This is a genomic window from Kitasatospora sp. NPDC004531 (assembly GCF_053602195.1).
Genome location: NZ_JBSGDD010000016.1, coordinates 1 through 18,205 on the forward strand (window position 1 = coordinate 1; position 18,205 = coordinate 18,205).

The 18,205-nt window shown below is 74.0% G+C and carries 15 protein-coding genes; 9 read left to right on the forward strand and 6 right to left on the reverse strand.

What is annotated here, in order from left to right:
- Positions 1–85: 85 nt before the first annotated feature.
- The 5 genes from ACWEMJ_RS09870 to ACWEMJ_RS09890 form a co-directional block, all read right to left on the reverse strand.
- Complete coding sequence (locus ACWEMJ_RS09870) at positions 86–850, reverse strand: VOC family protein (RefSeq protein WP_452136474.1); 765 nt, start codon at positions 848–850, stop codon at positions 86–88.
- Positions 847–1,761, reverse strand: coding sequence for an NADP-dependent oxidoreductase (locus ACWEMJ_RS09875; protein ID WP_452136475.1), 915 nt, complete (start codon positions 1,759–1,761; stop codon positions 847–849). The genes ACWEMJ_RS09870 and ACWEMJ_RS09875 overlap by 4 nt, the downstream gene beginning before the upstream one ends.
- 195 nt (positions 1,762–1,956) lie before the next feature.
- Positions 1,957–4,203 carry a putative bifunctional diguanylate cyclase/phosphodiesterase gene (locus ACWEMJ_RS09880; protein ID WP_452136476.1) on the reverse strand — a complete coding sequence of 749 codons (2,247 nt, stop codon included), beginning with the start codon at positions 4,201–4,203 and terminating at the stop codon, positions 1,957–1,959.
- Positions 4,200–5,006: an SAM-dependent methyltransferase gene (locus ACWEMJ_RS09885; protein ID WP_452136477.1), complete on the reverse strand. Its 807-nt coding sequence runs from the start codon at positions 5,004–5,006 to the stop codon at positions 4,200–4,202. The genes ACWEMJ_RS09880 and ACWEMJ_RS09885 overlap by 4 nt, the downstream gene beginning before the upstream one ends.
- A 240-nt stretch (positions 5,007–5,246) precedes the next feature.
- On the reverse strand, positions 5,247–7,175 hold the full coding sequence (locus ACWEMJ_RS09890) for a glycoside hydrolase family 6 protein (protein WP_452136547.1): 1,929 nt from the start codon (positions 7,173–7,175) through the stop codon (positions 5,247–5,249).
- Positions 7,176–7,598: 423 nt separating this feature from the next.
- On the opposite strand from ACWEMJ_RS09890, the gene ACWEMJ_RS09895 reads away from it, so the two are divergent.
- The 9 genes from ACWEMJ_RS09895 (at position 7,599) to ACWEMJ_RS09935 (ending at position 17,518) form a co-directional block, all read left to right on the forward strand.
- Positions 7,599–8,783, forward strand: coding sequence for a winged helix DNA-binding domain-containing protein (locus tag ACWEMJ_RS09895; protein ID WP_452136548.1), 1,185 nt, complete (start codon positions 7,599–7,601; stop codon positions 8,781–8,783).
- A gap of 204 nt (positions 8,784–8,987) precedes the next feature.
- Complete coding sequence (locus ACWEMJ_RS09900) at positions 8,988–10,052, forward strand: S-adenosylmethionine:tRNA ribosyltransferase-isomerase (RefSeq protein WP_452136478.1); 1,065 nt, start codon at positions 8,988–8,990, stop codon at positions 10,050–10,052.
- Between the two features lie 60 nt (positions 10,053–10,112).
- Positions 10,113–10,583, forward strand: coding sequence for a GNAT family N-acetyltransferase (locus ACWEMJ_RS09905; protein ID WP_452136549.1), 471 nt, complete (start codon positions 10,113–10,115; stop codon positions 10,581–10,583).
- Between the two features lie 361 nt (positions 10,584–10,944).
- Positions 10,945–12,219, forward strand: coding sequence for an ergothioneine biosynthesis glutamate--cysteine ligase EgtA (gene egtA, locus ACWEMJ_RS09910; RefSeq protein ID WP_452136479.1), 1,275 nt, complete (start codon positions 10,945–10,947; stop codon positions 12,217–12,219).
- Positions 12,213–13,541 carry an ergothioneine biosynthesis protein EgtB gene (gene egtB / locus ACWEMJ_RS09915; protein WP_452136480.1) on the forward strand — a complete coding sequence of 443 codons (1,329 nt, stop codon included), beginning with the start codon at positions 12,213–12,215 and terminating at the stop codon, positions 13,539–13,541. The genes egtA and egtB overlap by 7 nt, the downstream gene beginning before the upstream one ends.
- Positions 13,541–14,317 carry an ergothioneine biosynthesis protein EgtC gene (egtC, locus tag ACWEMJ_RS09920; RefSeq protein WP_452136481.1) on the forward strand — a complete coding sequence of 259 codons (777 nt, stop codon included), beginning with the start codon at positions 13,541–13,543 and terminating at the stop codon, positions 14,315–14,317. Before egtB ends, egtC begins: the two co-directional genes overlap by 1 nt.
- A complete protein-coding gene (egtD, locus tag ACWEMJ_RS09925; RefSeq protein ID WP_452136482.1) occupies positions 14,314–15,303 on the forward strand; it encodes an L-histidine N(alpha)-methyltransferase in 990 nt (329 codons plus the stop codon). The genes egtC and egtD overlap by 4 nt, the downstream gene beginning before the upstream one ends.
- 74 nt (positions 15,304–15,377) lie before the next feature.
- Positions 15,378–16,583: a phosphotransferase family protein gene (locus ACWEMJ_RS09930; RefSeq protein WP_452136483.1), complete on the forward strand. Its 1,206-nt coding sequence runs from the start codon at positions 15,378–15,380 to the stop codon at positions 16,581–16,583.
- A gap of 14 nt (positions 16,584–16,597) precedes the next feature.
- Complete coding sequence (locus ACWEMJ_RS09935) at positions 16,598–17,518, forward strand: hypothetical protein (RefSeq protein WP_452136484.1); 921 nt, start codon at positions 16,598–16,600, stop codon at positions 17,516–17,518.
- Positions 17,519–17,623: 105 nt separating this feature from the next.
- Here ACWEMJ_RS09935 and ACWEMJ_RS09940 read toward each other — a convergent pair whose 3' ends face one another.
- The gene (locus tag ACWEMJ_RS09940) at positions 17,624–18,127 is read right to left on the reverse strand and encodes a DUF3592 domain-containing protein (protein ID WP_452136485.1); all 504 of its coding nucleotides are present in this window, start codon (positions 18,125–18,127) and stop codon (positions 17,624–17,626) included.
- Positions 18,128–18,205: the final 78 nt, after the last annotated feature.

The window sequence follows — 18,205 nt, forward strand, 5'->3', positions numbered from 1 at the left end:
GTCGCGGCCCGGGCGCGCCGACCGCGCCGTCGGCCGGCCTGCCGTCGGCGCGGGTCTGATCGACTCGCCTGCCCTGCACCGGTGTTCAGGTCTCCGGGTAGGCGACGTGGATGCCGAAGATCGCGTCCTGCGGGTCGCGCAGCACGGCCAGCCGCGGGCCCTCGGGGACGTCGGTGGGCGGCAGGGTGACGGTGGCGCCGAGCAGTGCGGCGCGTTCGGCGCTCAGGTCGACGTCGGCGACCGCGAAGTACGGCATCCAGTACGGCGGGACTTCGGCGGGGAACTGGTCGGCCATGTCCATCATGCCGCCGAAGTCCCTTCCGCCCAGGCCGAATTGGGTGTACATCTCGCCGGCGGCGACGCTCCAGCCGAACACCCTGGGGTAGAACGCGACGGCGCCCTTGGGGTCGCGGGTGGCGAGTTCGACCCAGCCGAGCGTGCCGGGTTCGTTCAGCGCGTCGGCGCCGCGCAGGGTGCCGGGCTGCCAGGCGCAGAAGACCGCGCCGCCGGGGTCGCGGGCGACGGTGAAGCGCCCCCAGTCGAGGGCGTCCGTGGGCTCGACGACCAGGCTGCCGCCCGCGTCGGTGATTTGCCGGGCGGTGGCGTCGACGTCGGGGGTGTGGAAGCTGATGCTCCACGCGACGGGCTGGCCGGGCTGCATCAACCCGGCCAGCCCGGCGACGAGTCGGTCGCCGTTGTACAGCCGGGTGTAGCCCATGGCCCGCTCGTCGGCGGCGGTCTCGGCGCGCCAGCCGAACAGCTCGTGGTAGAAGGTCTTGGCCGCGACCGGGTCCTTGGCGGCCAGTTCGACCCAGCAGGGCGCTCCGGGGGTCGGCTCGGTGATCTTCACGGGCGGTTCATCTCCAGGATCAGCTTGCCGCGGGCGTGTCCGGTCTCGACTGCGGCGATCGCCTCGGCGGCCCGCTCCAGCGGGTAGCGGGCGCTGATCTGCGGGTCGAGGGTGCCGTCGGCGACCAGCTCGGCGAGCGCGGTGAGGACGGTCGCGGTGCCGTCGCGCCGCACGTAGGCGCCGCCGAGCTCCTCGGCGGTGGCCCGGTCGGCGGTGGACACCAGCCGTCCGGGCCGGCGCAGCGCCCCGGCGACGTCGCGGACGGCCGGGCCGCCGACCAGGTCGAGGATCGCGTCGACGCCGTCGGGGGCGGCCTCCCGCAGCCGGTCGGCGACGCCGTCGCCGTAGCGGACGGGGGTGGCGCCGAGCTTGCGGACGTGGTCGGCGCTCGACGCGCCCGCGGTGCCCAGGACGGTGAGGCCGCGGGCGCGGGCGAGCTGGGTGGCGGCGCTGCCGACGCCGCCGGAGATGCCGACGATCAGCAGGGTCTCGCCGCGTTCCAGGTCGAGCTGGTGGAGCGCGTCGTAGGCGGTGGCGGCGGCGACGGGCAGCGCCGCGACCTGGTCGAAGCCGACGGTGGCCGGTTTGCGGGCGGTGGCGCGGGCGGCGAGCAGCACCTGTTCGGCGAACGCCCCGGCGGGCGCGATGCCGAACACCTCGTCGCCGACGGCGAACCCGTTCGCCTGCTCCCCCACGGCCGTCACCACGCCGGCCGCCTCGCTGCCCATCACCAGCGGCGGTTCGGCGGCCGTCCCGAACCAGCCTTCACGCTTCTTCCAGTCGGCGGGGTTGACCCCGGCCGCCCTGACCTCGATCCGCAGCCCGCCGGGGCCGGGCTCGGGCAGCGGCCGGTCCAGGAACCGCTGCTGCTCCGGCCCGCCGTACGCGACGAACCCGAATGCCTTCACCATCTCGTCCCGCCTCTTCCTCGCCGGCTCGCCGGTGACGCCCCGGCGCCACCTCAGCTTGCCGGGGTACCGGCCGGTAGCCAGGGCACGGGTGGGCCGAACGGACCGGAGGACGCCGGACGGGGCGGTCCGAGCGGGGCACGAAGGGGCGGGGCGGTCCGGGCGGGGCGGGCGACACCGGACGGGGGCGGTGCGGGCTCAGCGCTCGCGGTCGGCGCGCGGCGCGAGCTCCGGCTGGTCCGCGAACTCCGGCCCGGGCTCGGCGAGTCGGCGCACGGCGGGCACGGCGGCGGCCGGCCCGTGGCGGCGCTCGACGCCGTCGGGGCCGGCCGCGGCGACGAACTCGGCGGCGCGTTCGGGGTCGGCCTCGGCGATCCGGCGGGCGATCTCGGCGGGCCGCACGGGCCGCCCGAAGTGCCAGCCCTGGGCGAGGTCGCAGCCCATCAGCCGCAGGCGTTCGGCGTCGGCGCGGGTCTCGACGCCCTCGGCGGTGACGGACAGCCCGAGGGTGTGGGCGAGCGAGACCAGGCCGCTGACGATCCGCCACCCGAGGTGGGTGTCCTTGGCGGGGTCGTGCAGGTCGCCGACGAAGGAGCCGGCGATCTTCAGGTTGGAGACCGGCAGGTCGCGCAGGTAGGCGAGGTTGGACCAGCCGGTGCCGAAGTCGTCGACGGCCAGCGAGACGCCCATGTCGACCAGCGCGTGCAGCGCCTTGAGGGCCTCGTCCTCGGGGCCGACCACGGTCGATTCGGTGATCTCCAGCTGCAGCATCGACGGGTCGAGGCCGGTGCTGCGCAGGATGCGGTCGATGTCGGCGACCAGTCCGGCGTTGCGGGCCTGCCGGACGGCGAGGTTGACGCTGACCTTGGGGGCCCGGTCGCCGAACCGGGCGACCCAGTCGGCGGCCTGCTCGCAGGCCTGTTCCAGCACCCAGCGGCCGAGCGGCATGATCAGCCCGGTCTCCTCGGCGACGCCGACGAACTCCTCGGGGCTGAGCACGCCCAGCTGCGGGTCGCGCCAGCGCACCAGCGCCTCGACGACGGTCATGGTGCCGGTGGAGAGGTCGATCATCGGCTGGTAGTCGATGAAGAACTCGCCGCGATCGAGGGCGGCGGGCATCCGCACGGACACCGCGTAGCGGCTGACGGCGCGGGCGTTCTCCTTGGGATCGAACAGCGTCCAGCGGCCGCGGCCGGCCTCCTTGGCGCGGTACAGCGTCAGGTCGGCGGCGCGGACGGCCGCGCCGGGGGTGGTGCTGGAGATGCGGCGTTCCAGCACGCCGACGCTGGCGCCGACGGCGAGCCGGTGGTCGCCGATGACGACGGGCTTGGTGAGCGCGGCGAGCACGGTCTTGGCGGCGGCGACGGCCTCCTGCTCGCCGCGGCAGTTCTCCAGCAGGACCACGAACTCGTCGCCGCCGAGCCGGGCCACCATGTGCCCGAGCGGGCTGAGCGCGGACTCCAGCCGGCCGGCGACCACCGTCAGCAGCTGGTCGCCCATGTCGTGGCCGAGGCTGTCGTTGACGACCTTGAAGCCGTCCAGGTCGACGTAGCACAGGCCGAACCGGGCGTCGGGCTCCGGCGATTCGAACAGCCGCTCCAGCCGTTCGAAGAACGCGGCCCGGTTGGGCAGGCCGGTCAGCGGGTCGTGGGTGGCCTGGTGGCGCAGGCGCTCCTGGAGCCGGTAGCGGTCGGTGACGTCCTCCAGCATGGCGACCTGGTACAGCGGCGAGCCGTCGTCGTCGCGGATCAGCGAGACCGTCAGGTGGGTCCAGACCACTTCGCCGTCGCGCCGGTAGTACGGCTTGTCGAACTGGAAGTACTCGCGCTTGCCGCTGATCAGCTCCTCGTAGGCCTCCCACACGCCGGGGGTGTCCTCGGGGTGCATCAGGTCGTTGACCCGCACGCCCTGCATGTCCTCGGGGCCGCCGCCGAAGATCTCGCCGAGGGCCCGGTTGACGGCCAGGATGTTGCCGTCGGTGTCGCCGAGGCCGATGCCGATCGCCGCGGATTCGAACAGGGCGCGGAAGCGGGCCTCGGAGACCCGCAGCGCCCGTTCGACCTCCTGGCGGGCGGTGTCGGCGGCCAGCCGGATGGCCTCCTGCTCGCTCAGCGTGCGTTCGCGCAGCGCCGCCGCCCAGCCGGCCGCGAACGCGCCGGACAGCGCCGGGCCGCGTTCGTCGGGGACGGCCCGGCTGTGCAGCAACTGGACGGCGTCGGACAGCAGTTGGGGGTCGGTGAAGTGGTTGTCGATGAGCAGCGCCCCGACCTGTCCGGCCAGCTCGGGGCGGAACGGCTCGTCCTCGGCGGCGCGGCGCAGCAGGTCGGCGGTCCGCGCGATCAGCGGGTTGAGGACGCCGGGGCGCACGGCCGCGCCGTGTCCGGTGCGCAGCATGGCGGCCCAGGCGGTTCTGAACCCGCTGTCCGGGGCGGCCGCCCCGGTCATGACAGGCGTCCGACGCCGGCCATCCCGGTCATCCGCTCGGGGTGCGGGCCGACCGTGTCGGCGTCGTCGGGGCGCCATTCGGGCAGGTAGACCACGCCGGGTTCGACCAGCTCGAAGCCGTCGAACATGGCGGTGATCTGTTCGCGGCTGCGCATGGTGAGCGGGGTGGGGGTCGAGCGGTAGAGGTCCTGGTGGGAGCCGGCCTGGTCGGGGCGGCCTTCGAGGGAGGCGTGCGAGAGGACCAGGGCGCTGCCGCTGGGCAGGGCTTCGCGGAGCTTGGCGAGGATCTTGTCGGGTTCGTCCTCGTCGGTGACGAAGTGCATCACGGCGTTGAGGATGACGGCGACGGGTTCGCCGGGGGCGAGCAGCTCCTCGACCTCGGGGCGGGAGAGCAGGTCGTCGATGTCGCGCAGGTCGGCGTCGACGACCTGGCACAGCGGGTCGTCGGCGAGGATCAGGCGGCTGTGCGCGACGGCGACCGGGTCCAGGTCGACGTAGACGACGCGGGCGTCGGGCTGGTACTCGCGGGCGACCTCGTGGACGGCGCCGAAGGTGGGGATGCCGGAGCCGATGTCGAGGAAGCGGCTGATGCCCTCGGCGGCCACGTACTGGGTGGCGCGGTGCAGGAACGCCCGGTTGGCCCGCATGATCTTCGGCAGGTCCGGCCAGAGTCCGATCGCCTTGCGCGCCATTTGCCGGTCGACCTCGAAGTTGTGCGAGCCGCCGAGGTAGTAGTCGTAGACCCGGGCGGCGTTCGGCTTGTCGAGGTCGGTCCCCGCGGGCACCCAGTTCGGACGCGCCATGACGGCACCCCTTCCGGCGGGCAATCGGTCGAAAAATGGCAACAGGACATAAAGATCTTCCTATACTTCGGCTCCACTCGGCAAGCGGCGTCGTCCGACCAGGGGCAATGCCGCCGCCGACCGGGCGGCTTCGGCGGTTCGCGCCGCGCCCGCGCGGGCCGTGCGGGGGCGCACGCGGGGCCGCCGCCCGCCCGCACGAGTGGCGGGGGGGGCGGCGGCCGGGTCGGGCGGTCGAACGGATCAGCTGGTCGCGGTGCAGGTCAGGGCGGGCAGGGCGTTGGTGCCGGAGTAGGTGCCGCCGAAGCCGAAGCTGGTGCTCGCGCCGGCGCCGAGCGTCCCGTTGTAGGACAGGTTGGCGACGCTCACGGCCGTCCCGGACTGGCTGAGCTGGCCGTTCCACAGGTTGGTGATCTGCTGGTTGCCGCCGAAGGTCCAGCTGACCTTCCAGGTCTTGATCGCCGAGCTGCCGGCGGTGACGGTGACGTCGGCGTTGAAGCCCGCGCCCCAGTCGTTGGTCACCTTGTAGGCGGCGGTGCAGCCGGAGCCGCCGCCGGGGCCGCCGCCGGAGGCCTGGGTGGTGGCGACCAGCGCCGCGGAGGCCGCGGAGACGTTCCCGGCCGCGTCGTGGGCCTTGACGGTGTAGGTGTACGCGGTCGAGGCGCTCAGGCCGGTGTCGGTGTACGAGGTGCCGGTGGCGGAACCGACCAGGGTGCCGCCCCGGTAGACGTCGTAGCCGGTGACGCCGACGTTGTCGGTGGAGGCGCTCCAGGTCAGCGCGACGCTGTTGGCGGTGGTGGTGGCCGCGAGGCCGGTGGGGGCGGTCGGCGCGGTGGTGTCGCCGCCGCCGGACGAGCCGAGCGCCGGGTAGGCGTTCTTCAGCAGCTCCTGGAACTGCGCGGAGAACCAGTGGCCGGCCAGCGGGGCGTTCGGCAGCGCGCCCGACATGTTGTTGTTGTTGCGCGGGTTGCCGGTGTACGTCGGGTCGCACATCCGGTCGAAGCCCTTGCCCTCGTCGTTCGAGATGGCCGAGCTCGCGCCGTCCGACTCGCCCGGGGGCTTGACCCACACGTAGGCGGCGATGCCGTCCTCGGGCGCGGCCTTGGGACGCTCGCCGAGGCCCGCGCCGGACTGGTTGCACCAGTTGCCGGTCTGGAAGCGGCGGTCGATCCGGCCGCCGTCGACGTACGCGTCCACCGAGGTCTTCGGGCCCGGTCCGGCCGGGCGGTTCGCGCCGCCCCAGCCGTTGCGGGAGGTGTCGATCAGCATGCCGATGTTCGAGTTGAAGCCGGACGCGACGGCCTTGGTGCGCCACGCCTTGGCGAACGACGCCTCGTCGACGTAGTTGTTCCAGTCCACCCACTTGCTCTGGCGGACCGTGGTGCCGTTCACCGAGTCGCCGACGGTGAAGTTCGGCTCGTGCAGCGCGCCGTAGTTGGCGGTGTTGACGACGAAGCCCTGGACGTTGGCGAGCGTCGAGCCGGACGCGGTGGCGGCCTGCTTGACGGTGTCGATGGTCGGCTGGAGGTTGGAGTCCCAGCCGAGCCAGCCGTGGTGGCCGGCGTCCACGTAGTTGTAGACGTTGGGGATCGCGCCCAGCTTGGCCAGCGCGTAGCCCACACCGTTGATGTAGTTGCCGTTGGCCTTCATGGTGTCGCACGCGGGGGTGGCGGTGGCGGTGCCGCCCGCGTTGGTCACCAGGTTCGGCAGCGAGTCGAGCTCGACGGTGGTGACGATCCGCAGACCGGCGTAGGCCGGGTCGGCAAGGATCGCGGCGATCGGGTCGATGAACTCGCTCTTGTAGCGCGGCAGGTCGGTCGGGCCGAGCTCGCCGTTGGAGGCCAGCGCGGCGCAGTCGCGGCCCGGCAGGTCGTAGATCACGACCTGGAACACGTACGGCTTGCCCGCGGCCTGCTGCACGGCGGCGTTCAAGTGGGCGCGCAGGCCCATGCCGCCGTTGGCGCCGCCGATGGCGGCGATGCGGTCCATCCACACGAAGGTGGGCTGGTTGGAGACCGCGGAGCCGCCCGACTCGGCGGCGGCATGGGCGGACCACTCGGGGTTCACGTACACCCCGGCGCCGACGAACGGATTGTCCACGCGGGCAGTCGCGGCGGCATGGGCGGCGGGAGTCGCCGCGGCGATCGGCAGCACGGTCGCGGCGCTGAGCACCGCGGCCGCTGCCGCCGTCCGAAGACGGCGCGTCAGGTTGGCCGACACAGTGACGGGAGTCCTTTCGGGTGGGGGACGGACTCGACGGAAGGGCTCCCAACTGATGGGAGCGCTCCCATACTTGACCCAGGGAGGAGCTGAACTCGCCCTGGGAACAACCGATATGAAGCCATGACCACCTGGTCGCGTCAAGAAGTTGCGCAGAAGCCGTGGGAGCGCTCCCGCTGGGTGAGTGGAACTCCGGTGCACGGCAGCGCAGTTCACCGCTGTGACGGGTGGTGCTCGGCCGCCCTTCTCCTACCCCGGAAGCGGGCCCGTCACCCCGGCGAAACTTTCACGCCGACCCGCCGCCCGGCTTCGAGGGGCGGGGAGTGACAGCGGGCCGTGGCAGGCTGGGGCGACCCGGAGTCCGAGGAGGAACGCGTGCCCGCCCGCCCGAAGTTCGACGACGACCAGCGCCGCGCCCGGCTGGCCCGCCGGCACCGCCTCGCGCCCGACACCCGGGCGGCGCACGCCGAGCAGGTGGTGGACGACCTGGTCGCCGTGCACGCCTCCGATCCCGCCACGGTCTTCCTCGCCGTGTCGGCCCGGCTCGCCACCCCCGGCGTCGCCGACACCGAGCGCGCCCTCTACCAGGACCGCACCGTGCTGCGCCAACACGGCATGCGCAGCACGCTGTTCGCCGTCCCGGCCGCGCTCGCCCCGACCGTCCACGCCTCGACCACCGCCAAGGTGGCGGCCCGCGAACGCGCCCGCCTGCTCAAGGACTTCGCCGCCTCGGGCCGCGACGCCGCCTGGACGGCCCGGGTGGAGGCCGCCGTCCGGGCCGCCCTCGCCGAATCGGATGTCGACCTCACCGGCAGCCAACTCGGCGAACTGGTACCGGAGTTGCGGGAGAGCATCACGTACGGCGCGGGCACCGGGTACCAGGCGAAGCAGTCGGTGAGCATGCGCCTGCTGCGACTGCTGGGCATGGAGGGCGTCATGGTGCGCCGCCGCCCGGTGGGCGGTTGGACCAGCAGCCAGCACCGCTGGGCCCTGGGGCCGGCGGCCCCCGCGGCGCCGACCGCCGCCGAACAGGCCGACGCACAGCGCGAGTTGGCGCGGCGCTGGCTGGCCGGCCACGGACCCGCGACGGAACAGGACCTGGTGTGGTGGACCGGCTGGGGCGTGCGCGAGGTGCGCGCGGCACTGGTCGGCTGCGCCGCCGTCGAGGTCGAACTCGCGGGCGGCGCGGTCGGGTTCGTCCGCCCCGACGACCTCGAACCGGAGGCCGAACCGGCGCCCTGGGCGGCGCTGCTGCCCGCCCTCGACCCCACCACGATGAGCGTGAAGCACCGCGACTGGTACCTCCCGCCCGCCCACCTCCCGCACCTGGTCGACCGCTCCGGCAACCTCGGCCCCACCGTCTGGTGGAACGGCCGCGTCATCGGCGGCTGGGCCCAACGCCCGGACGGCGACGTGGTCTTCGACCTCCTGGAGGACCCGGGCGCCGACGCCCGCACCGCCGTCGCCGCCGAGGCCGCCACCCTCCGCACCGTCCTCGCCGACGCCCGCGTCACCCCCCGCTTCCGCACCCCACTGGAGCGGCGCCTGTCGGCGCCCTGAGCTGCCGGCTTCCCGGCGGGCCTGGCTGGCGGCGGGCGCTACCACGCGGCCGGGCGGCGCGCCGGGCGCGGGTGGTCCGAACGGCGGTCCGAGGTGCGGCCGTCCTGCGGCCGGGATCCACTCGTCGGTGCCGGGGATTCCTCGACCGTCAGCGGTCGATCTTCCCGGCGGACGGATATCGGCCGACCACGAGGATGGCAAGCGATGAGGACCGAAGAATTCGAATTCGACCACAAGCCGGAGGACATGCCGACCGACCCGGTCGAATTGCGCGGAAGGAGCCGCTCCAGCGGAAGGATGGTCGTACTCGAACGCTCATCGGGAACGGTCGAGCACACCCGGTTCGCCGCCATTCTCGACCATCTCCGGCCCGGTGACCTGCTGGTGCTGAACGACAGTTACATGCTGTCGAACACGCTGCCGTTCCGGCTCGGCGGCGAAACGGTGGACGTGACCGTCTACGGCCATGAGCCCGACGGCGCGAACATCGTGAAGGTCGACACCGGGAAGCCCCTGGAACCGGGGCTCGAACTCGTCGCGGTCGACGATCCGGAGCTGCGCTGTACCTTGGTCGCGGCCCAGCCCGACCACCTCTGGAAGGTCACGTTCACGCCCGCCGACCGGCTGATCCCGACCCTCGACCGGCACGGGCGGCGCGTCGACGAGACGGTGCCGCTCGACCCGAAGGCCTGGCGGTCGACGCCCGAGGCCTACCGCTCGGTGTACGCCAGGAAGCCCGGTTCGCTGGAGATCCCGTCGGCCGGGCTGCATTTCTCGCGGGAACTGCTGGAGCGGGTCGCCGCGAAGGGCGTGGAAATCGCCTACATCACGCTGCACGTCGGGGCGACCGAAATCCTGGCGGTTCGCCACATCAGCGCGGAGAATGTCGAGAACCACAAGGTGCGGTCCGAATTCTTCGAGGTCGACGAGGAGACCGCCGAAAAGATCAACCGGGCGCGCACCGAGGGGCGCCGGATCGTCGCGGTCGGGACGACCGTCATGCGGACCCTCGAATCGCTGGCGCTCGACGGCGGGCCGAAATCCCCGGTCGAGGCGCAGAAAGGGTGGACGGATCTCTACATCTATCCGGGATTCCGGTTCAAGGTCGTGAACGGGCTGGTGACCAATCTGCACCGGCCGCGCTCCAGCCACATCGTGCTGACGGCGGCGTTCGGCGGGAAGGACCTCGTGATGCGGTCCTACACCGAGATCCTGGAGAAGGGCGGGTACGAGTTCGACATGTTCGGCGACTGCATGCTCATCCTGTAGCGGCTGCGGGCAGCCGAAATCGGCTTGATCCACCGGCCTATGGTGTCCCGCATGACCATCGTGACCACCGCGCTCCGACTGGAGCCCATCACCCCCGCCAACGTGGACGCCGCGATCGCCCTGCGGGTCCGCCCGGACCAGGAGCACCTGGTCGATCCGGTCGTGAAGTCGCTCGCCGAGGCGTACGCGCACGGCGACACGGCATGGCCCCGGCTCATCCTCGACGGCGAGCGGCCCGTCGGCTTCCTGATGGCGTTCCTCGACATCGACTTCGCCGGCGACGGCCGCGGCCTCGACATCCGCTCGGGGCTGTGGCGCCTCAACATCGCCGCCGGGGAGCAGGGGCGCGGCTACGGCCGCTTCGCGGTGCGGTCGGTGGCCGACGAGATCCGCCGTCGGGGCGGCACCCGGATGACCACCACGTGGCATCCCGGCGAGGACGGGCCGGAGCGCTTCTACCTGGGCCTCGGGTTCCGGCCGACCGGCGAGGTCAGCGGCGGTGAGACGGTGGGCGAACTCCAGCTGGTGTGAACCCCGGCCGGCCGACGGGCTCCGGTCTCCGGCCGGTGGGCGGCGGGCTCCGGTCGCCGCCGGCGGCGCACCCGCGGGGAGCGACCGCTCACCCAACGTAAGATCGAACTGGTGGGCGATTCCGGTGCCGCTCCGGCCGGCTCCGGCTCCTCGCGCCCGGATTCCGGCCGGCCGCCGGAGCGGCCCGGCGCCGCGCTCACCCGCTTGACCTGCCGCTCCGACGGCCGGGCAGCGGCGAGGTTTGCCCGGGGGCAGACTGAGCAGGAACAACCGGGCCCTAGTCGCGTACCGAGGGATGGTGAGTCCGGTGACATCTTTACGCCCGCAGCAGGCCGATCGACCGGCCGGCTCGACACTGAGCGTGACCCCGCCGACCGAGTTGACCGAGGCGTCGGCGGAACGGCACCTGGGTGCCATCTGCTTCAAGATCGGCCCTCCGGCGCTGGTCGGGGTGGAGACGGAGTGGTTCGTCCATGACGGACGATGTCCGACCGCCCCGGTGGATCCCGCCCGGGTGGCGGCCGCGATGGCGGCGCTGCCCGTGTCGGCCGACGGCCCGGTGTTCCCGGCCGGATCGCGGCTGACGTACGAACCCGGCGGGCAGGTCGAGCTGAGCTCCCCGCCCGCCGCCGACCCGGCCGTCTGCGCCGAGGGTCTGAGCGCCGACCAGGCGGTGCTGCGGGCGGCGCTGGCCGCCGAGGGGCTGCGCCTGACGGGCACCGGCACCGATCCACTGGACCGGGAGCGCCGCATGCAGGCCACCCACCCGCGCTACCGGGCGATGGAACGCCACTTCGGCCGCGGCGGCCCGTGGGGCCGGATCATGATGACGGGCACCGCCTCGGTGCAGGTCTGCGTGGACGCGGGCACCGACGCGACGTACCGCGAACGCTGGCGGCTCGCCCACCTGCTGGGCCCGGTGCTGGTCGGGGCGTTCGCCAACTCGCCGCTGCTGGAAGGCCGTCCGACGGGCTGGAAGTCGACCCGGCAGCTGGTCTGGTCGCGGATGGACCCCACCCGCACCCTCGCGCCGCCGCCGCTCGCCGATCCGCGCGAGGCCTGGACCCGGTACGTGCTGGACGCGACGGTGCTGTGCGTGCGCCGCCCGGAGGGCCTGCCCTGGGACGCGCCGGCGGGGCTGACCTTCCGCGAGTGGCTGCGCGGCGGCGGCGAGCGCGGCGCCGTCCTGGCCGACCTGGACTACCACCGCACCACGCTGTTCCCGCCGGTGCGCCCGCGCGGGCACCTGGAGCTGCGGATGATCGACGCCCAGCCGGGCGAGGGCTGGCGGGTGCCGCTGGCGCTGGTGTCCGCGCTGATGGACGACCCGGCGGCCGCCGACGAGGCGCGGGAGGCGCTGGAGCGCCTCGGCCACGCGGGTTCGCGCGCGCCCCGCTCCGGCCTGTGGCGGCGCGCCGCCGCGCTCGGCATGGCGGACGCCGAGCTGCGCCGGGCCGCACTGGCCTGCTTCTCCGCCGCCGAGCGGGCCCTGGCCCGCCGTGACGGCCGACTGCGGCCCGCGCTGGTGCAGTTCGCCGAACGCTACCCGGCCCGGGGCCGCTGCCCCGCCGACGACCAGTTGGCCGCGCTGCGCACCGGCGCCGCGCCCGCGCTGCAGGAGGACGCCTCGTGCTGAACGCCGACCGCACCGACCCCGCCGTGCTGCGCGAGCTGATCGCCGGCGAGCTGATCGCCGCCCGGGAGCGCACCGGCCTGCTGACGGGGGCCGTGGACGACGCCGAACTCGTCGCCCAGCACTCGCCGTTGATGTCGCCGCTGGTGTGGGACCTGGCCCACATCGGCAACCAGGAGGAGCTGTGGCTGCTGCGCAACGTCGGCGGCCGCGACCCGATGCACCCGGAGATCGACCCGCTGTACGACGCCTTCGAGCACCCGCGCTCCGAGCGGCCCCGGCTGCCGCTGCTGCCGCCGGAGCAGGCCCGCGCCTACGCGCACGAGGTGCGCGGCCGGGTGTTGGACCTGCTGGCCGCCTCGCCGCTGGAGGGCGCGCCGCTGCTGGACGCCGGGTTCGCGTTCGGGATGATCGCGCAGCACGAGCAGCAGCACGACGAGACGATGCTGATCACCCACCAGCTGCGGCAGGGCCCGGCGGTGCTGGACGCCCCTCCCCCGCCCGCCGCCGAGGGCCCGCTCGCGCCCGAAGTGCTCGTCCCCGCCGGGCCGTTCACCATGGGCACCGACACCGAGCCGTGGGCGCTGGACAACGAGCGCCCGGCCCACCGGGTGGACCTGCCGGCGTTCTGGCTGGACACCGCGCCGGTCTTCAACGCCGCGTACCAGGAGTTCATCGCCGACGGCGGCTACCGCGAGCCGCGTTGGTGGACGCCGGCCGGCTGGGAGCACCGGACGGCGGCGGACCTGACCGCGCCGCTGTTCTGGACCCGACAGGACGGGCAGTGGCTGCGCCGCCGCTTCGGTCACGTCGAGCCGGTGCCGCCGAACGAGCCGGTGCTGCACGTGAGTTGGTACGAGGCGGACGCGTACGCCCGGTGGGCGGGGCGGCGGCTGCCGACCGAGGCGGAGTGGGAGAAGGCGGCCCGGCACGACCCGGCGTCCGACCGCTCCCGGCGCTTCCCGTGGGGCGACGGGCCGCCCGGCCCGGAGCACGCCAACCTCGGCCAGCGGCATCTGCGCCCGGCCCCGGTCGGCGCCTACCCGCAGGGCGAATCCGCCTACGGGGCACGGCAGTTGATCGGCGACGTGTGGGAGTGGACGGCGAGCGACTTCACCGCCTACCCGGGTTTCCGGGCCTGGCCGTACCGGGAGTACTCGGAGGTCTTCTTCGGGCCCGAGTACAAGGTGCTGCGCGGCGGTTCGTTCGCGGTCGCGCCGGTCGCCTGCCGGGGCACCTTCCGCAACTGGGACTACCCGATCCGGCGGCAGATCTTCGCCGGCTTCCGCACCGCCCGCGACGCCGAGGGCGAGGCCGGTGCCTGATGTGCCGTCACTTCGCTTATCTGGGAACGCCGTTGCCGCTCCGATCGGTGCTGCTGGATCCGCCGTTCGGGCCGCTGCGGCAGTCCTGGGCGCCCAGGCTCCAGCGCTACGGCACCGTCAACGTGGACGGCTACGGCGTCGGCTGGTACGCCGAGGGCGACGAACGGCCGGCCCGCTACCGCCGGGAGGGGCCGATCTGGGCCGACGGCGACCTGGCGGACCTGGCCCGGGTGATCCGCTCGCACGCGATCCTGGGCGCGGTCCGCTCGGCCACCCCCGGCTGCGCGCCGGGCCCGCAGGCGGCGGCCCCGTTCGCCGCCGGGCGCTGGCTGTTCAGCCACAACGGGATCCTGCCGGGCTGGCCGAACGCCTTCGCGCCGCTGGCCGAACTGCTGCCCACCGGCGAGCTGTTGGAGCTGGAGGCGCGCACCGACTCGGCGCTGCTGTGGGCGCTGGTGCTCAACCGGCTGCGCGCGGGCGTGGAGCTGGGCAAGGCCCTCGCCGAAGTGTGCCTGGCCGCCTCCGAGTTGGCCGACGCACGGCTCAACCTGCTGGCCACCGACGGCCGTTCGCTGGCGGCGACCGCCTGGGGCGACACGCTGTTCCAGCGGCGGGAGGCGGACGGCTCGCTGCTGGTGGCCTCCGAGCCGTTCGACGACGGGCCCGGCTGGTCCGAAGTCCCCGACCGTACCCTGCTGGTGGCCGACGCGGCCGGCAGCGCGCTCACCCCGCTGGCCCCGACCGGGCCGCGATGCCGAGAGGACGCACCGCTGTGACCGGATACCGGCTGACCCGTCTGCTGCCGCCCGACCACCTGCACCACGCGCTGCGCGCGGACGTGCGCGAGGGCCTCGGCGGGCATCCCAAGCGGCTGCCGCCGAAGTGGTTCTACGACGCCCGGGGCTCCGAGCTGTTCGAGGAGATCACCCGGCTGCCCGAGTACTACCCGACCCGGGCGGAGCGCGAGATCCTGACCGCCCGCGCCGGGCAGATCGCGTCCGCGACCGGGGCCCGCACCCTGGTCGAACTCGGCTCCGGTTCCTCGGAGAAGACCCGCCTGCTGCTGGACGCGCTGCGCGCGCACGGCACCCTGGAGCGGTACGTGCCGGTCGACGTCAGCGAGAGCGCGCTGGAGTCGGCCGCCCGGTCGCTGATCGCCGACTACCCGGGGCTCGAAGTCTCCGCCGTGCTCTCGGACTTCACCACCGGCCTCGGCCTGCCGGAGGAGGGCGGCGGCCCCCGCCTGGTGGTGTTCCTCGGCGGCACCCTGGGCAACCTGGTGCCCGCCGAACGGGCCGCGTTCCTGGCCGGGCTGCGCTCCCAACTGCTGCCCGGCGACGCCCTGTTGCTCGGCACCGACCTGGTGAAGGACCCGGCCGTGCTGGTCGCCGCGTACGACGACGCGGCCGGGGTGACGGCGGCGTTCAACCGGAACCTGCTGTCCGTGCTCAACCGCGAACTGGGCGCGGACTTCGACCCGTCGCAGTTCGCGCACGTCGCGCTCTGGGATTCGGAGCAGGAGTGGATCGAGATGCGGCTGCGCTCGCTGCGGGAACAGGAGGTGAAGGTCGCCGAACTGGGTCTGGTGGTGCACTTCGAGGACGGCGAGGAGCTGTACACGGAGGTCTCGGCGAAGTTCCGCCGCGAGCGGGTGGAGCGCGAACTCTTCGCCGCCGGGCTGCGGTTGAGCGGCTGGTGGACGGACGAGCAGGGCCGGTTCGGGCTGTCGCTGTCCCGGCCGATGGCGGACGCCTCGGACTGATCCGCACCCCGAACTGCTTGCCCGCCTGCGGAAATTCGCTGGCGGGCGGGCACGTCGGCCCGGACAATGCCCTGGTGCAGAACACCGAACAGCGGACGGCGACCGTCCTGATCGCATGGCAGGGCCGACTCCTCGGCGCAGTGGGCCCCTTCGCCGCCCCCTCGCCGTACTGGGCGCAGATCGGGGAGGTGGTGCGGGCCGCGTCCGAGGCGGCCGGGGCGCCGGTGGCGCTGCTGCGGATGCTGTCCGTCGCGGGCGGCGAGACCGGCAGCGGCGGCGACGTGGTCTACCTGGCCCAGGCGCTGGAGCGCCCCTCGCGGCCGCTGGCCGCCGCCCCCGACACGCGGGTGGACGACGAGCAGCCGCTGCGCCTGCCCTGGGCGTCGGCGGACGGCCTGGCCGCCGAATGGGCCTGGGCGGACGGCGAGTTGGCGGCCCTCGGGCGGCCGCGGACCGGCCCGGTGGAGCAGGTGCGCAGCTGGAACCTGTCGGCGCTGTCCCGGTTCCCGACCGGCACGGGCGCGCTCTGGTTGAAGAGCACCCCGCCGTTCGCGGTGGCCGAGGCCGCGGTGATCGCCCGGGTGGCGAAGGCCGATCCGGGCCTGGTGCCGCAGGTGGTGGCGGCGGACGGGCGGCGGATGCTGCTGGCCGAAGTCCCGGGCGTGGACTGCTGGGGGCTGCCGGAGGACGGCATGCTGAGCGTCGTCGACCGGTGGGCGGCCGCGCAGGCGGCCGTCGCCGCGGACGGGCCGGGCGAGTTGACGGACCGGTCGCCGGCGGCGCTGGCCGCGCTGTTCCCGGCCCTGCTGGAGCGGCTGCGGCCCGAACTCACCGACGACGAGCACCGGCAGGCCCTCGCCCTGGCCGGGCGGCTGCCCGCGCTGGCGGGCGAACTCGCCGACTGCGGGCTCCCGTTGACGCTGGTGCACGGCGACTGGCACCCGGGCAACTGGCGCTGGGACGGCGAGCGCGCGGTGCTGCTGGACTTCTCCGACGCGATGTGGAGCCACCCCGCCCTCGACGGCCTGCGGCCCGCCCCGTTCCTCTCCCCCGAGCGCGCCGCCACCGTCCGCGAGCGCTGGTCCGCCGCCTGGCGGTCGCTCGCCCCGGGCAGCGACCCGCTGCGCGCCCTGGAGTTGGCCGCGCCGCTGATGCACATCCACTTCGCGGTGCGCTACCAGGAGTTCCTCGACGGCATCGAGCCCAGCGAGCGCCCGTACCACGCGGGCGACCCGGCCGCGTCGCTGCGCCGCGCGCTGCGGGCGGCGGCGACGCGATGAGCGGGGGCGGGGCGGTGGACGAGGACGACACGTTGAGCGGGTACGGCGCGGGCCGGGAGCTGTACAAGTCGCTGGTGCGCATGGAGTCGGACGGCCCGGCGCGACCGCTGCTGGACGCGTGGCAGGCGCGGGTGCTGCCCGCGTACCCGGCGTGGCTGGCCCGGGCGGCGGCGTTCGACACCTTCTCCGCACTGTCCGCCAGGGACGCGGACCTGCTGGAGTGCGAGCTGTTCGCGCTGGCCCGGGTCTCGGACGCGATGACGCTGGGCTTCCAGCCGCCGTACGACGGGCGGGAGGCGAACGACCGGCCGTGGCTGGACCCGGACCGGGAGCAGTACCTCGGGTTCTTCGCCACGTTGGGCATGACGGAGGTCGGCGCGGCCGACGGCTTCGACCCGTTCCTGCACGAGATCGCCGAGCTGGTTCCGGCCGAGGATCCCGACGCGCCGATCGAGCTGCTGGACGTGCTGTGGCCGGGCCTGTTCCTCGGCGAGCTGCTGTTCACCCGCGCGGGGGTCCGGGTCCGGGCGGGCGCGCACGTGGCGGAGCCGGGCTGGGCGGACACCTCGCCGCTGTACTGGGCGAACCGGCGGCGCGGCCGTCGGCCCGTCGACCTGTCGCACGGCTGGGGCTCCAACTCGCAGTGGAGCACCAGCCACCGGATGGACTTCCGGACGGCGGACGGCGACCGGTGGAACGTCGTCCGGGATCCCGAGCGGGTCTCGGACCACTGCGTCGAACGCCACGCGATGACCCTCGCCGAGGCCGAGTCGCTGGTGAAGCACCGCTGCCTGCTGCGCCGCCCCGCCGGGCTCCCCGCACTGGTCGCGGACTCGCAGGGCGCGGCGGACCTGTGGCCGTTCAACTGGCAGCTGCCGGAGCCGGCCGAGTGCACACCGGGCTGCCGCAACCACGGCGGGCCGTTCCGCCGCTGACACCCCGGGGCAGCGAGCTGCGGAGACCACCAGGCATCCTGGCCCGGTGCCGAACTCCGCAGCTCGCCCCGGCGGCCGTCCGTCGTCCGGCTCCGCCGCCCGGCGTCAGAAACCTTCCGGCAGCTGATTGACGCCGATCGCGACGGCGATGCCGATGACCGTGACGATCAGCCCGGCCAGTGCGAACACCGAGAAGAACGCGACGAAGAGCCCGACCACGATCCTCGCCCCGACACGTGCGCCGCCGTCCATCGGTATCGCCTCCCGGGGATGGCCGGGCCGGTACCGCACGGCCACCCGGTCGCCGGCGACCCGCGGAACGCCGGAGGTGTCCCTGACCCGGACCTCCTGGCCGTCCTCGGTCCGGAAGACGAGCACCGCGGCGCGCTGGATCCGCGTGCCCCGCCCGGCCTCGTCACGGTCCTTCGCGAGCGATGTCCCCATCACCTCCGCCTCGACGAGCACACCCCTGCTGCGAATGCGGCTGCGACGCACGGCCCGCCGGAGTATCAGCACCACAACGCCGATGCCCATGGCCGCGAACAGCAGGCCCACGGCGGCAAAGAGCACCCCGAACGCCGTGCCGAAAGTCTGTCCCGCGTCATCCATCTCGTCCCCCCTGGTGCTGCGTGGTCCGCCGCATCATACGGCCGTGATCGTCTCCCTCGACCGGCCCCCGGTGCGAAG